Below are 1,443 nucleotides of genomic sequence, written 5' to 3' on the forward strand. Positions count from 1 at the left end.
CTAGGAGTCTGCGCGGCAGACGGAATTTGACCTCGCGAAACCGAGGCGGACGCGGCGAGCCGCGAGGCCGTCTCCGATTTCAGGCTCAAACGTGAGCCGATTTGCCGTGCTTGACAGCGAATTCGGACGAAAATCGCCCCGTGAGTGACTACGCGGCCATCATTTTTGCCATTCTTCGCAGGTTTAACGCCGCGCAGACGAGTTTCCACTCGGCCTGGGCCTTGGCCAGTCCGCGCATGCTAAATTGTCGAAACCCGAGAACGCTCTTTATCCAGCCGTTCGGTGGTTCCGACAGCCATTTGCGTTTTCGATAGGCTGCCTGCGTTTCCACGAGCTTGAATTTTTCGGCCATGGCGGCACACAGCGGCCGCTTCGTGGCATCGATCGCGACGTCCTTCCTGCCCTCACGTCCAAGGGCCACGATCAATTCGGCGGTATGATCTTTCAATTGATCGAACACGGCCTCCGACCGGTAGCCGGCATCGGCAAGGACTTGCTCCGGATCGGACCCGGCATCACGCTTGACGGCAGCGAGTACGGCTGGCAATTGCCCGCTGTCGGCGGCACAGTTGTCCAATTCGGCGGCGACAATAATGTGCGCGGTAGCATCGACTGCGAGTTGGCCATTGTAGGAGTACTCGAAGCCGCCCCCAGCATGCTTCATGATCCGGCTTTCCGGGTCGGTGAAATTTTCCTGGGCATTTGGCTTGGGCTCGCCGAATTTATATTTGAACCGTGACTTCTTTTTCGGCTTGCCATCGGCATCGGGCGGATCCTCATCGTCGGCGCTACGACCGCGTGCGGTGTCTGCCTGACGCTGACGCTCCTCAAGGCGTTCACGTGCCGCGCGAATCACGGCGAGGCGGTCTTCGCGACGGGTGATCTCTGCGGGGAGGTCCAATTCCGGTTCATTTTTCTCGGCCTCGTCAGCCGCCTTGGCCTTCGCCAGCAGCGCATCGATCTGCGCCTTGAGCTCAAGCTCGGCCTTCTTCATCCGGTCGTAGCTCATCGCTTTGTGACGCGATGCATTGGCCTTGATCTTGGTACCATCGACCGATATCGTACCGAGCTTCACCAAACCGCATTCCTTCGCCAGCTTCACCACTTGCACAAAGATGTCCGCAAACTCCGTCAAATGCGCGGCACGGAAGTCGCAGATCGTCCGGTGCGCCGGATAATTATCTGCGGCCAGTACCCGGAACGCCACATCCTCATACAGTTTCTTGGCCATCTTGCGTGACGAGAAGACACCGGTTGAATAACCATACACCAGCACTTTGAGCATCATTGCCGGATGAAACGGCTGGTTGCGCGAACCGCCCCCGGCATACCGAGCATGAAAAGCGGATAGGTCGAGCGAGTCGATCGTATCGCTAATGTAATAGGCAAGGTGCCCGTCAGGGAGCCAGTCCTGCAGTGCGTGGGGCAGCAGCATTTGCTGCT

1 protein-coding gene is annotated in these 1,443 nt (G+C 58.6%); it reads right to left on the bottom strand.

Going from position 1 to position 1,443, the window contains the following annotated elements; all coding sequences use genetic code 11:
* Nucleotides 1-148: 148 nt before the first annotated feature.
* The coding region (locus F2P44_RS34235; protein ID WP_370662795.1) for an IS1182 family transposase at nt 149-1,443 on the bottom strand (1,295 nt) is incomplete at its 5' end.

The sequence above is a fragment of the Massilia frigida genome (assembly GCF_011682175.1).
GTDB lineage: Bacteria > Pseudomonadota > Gammaproteobacteria > Burkholderiales > Burkholderiaceae_D > Telluria_A > Telluria_A frigida.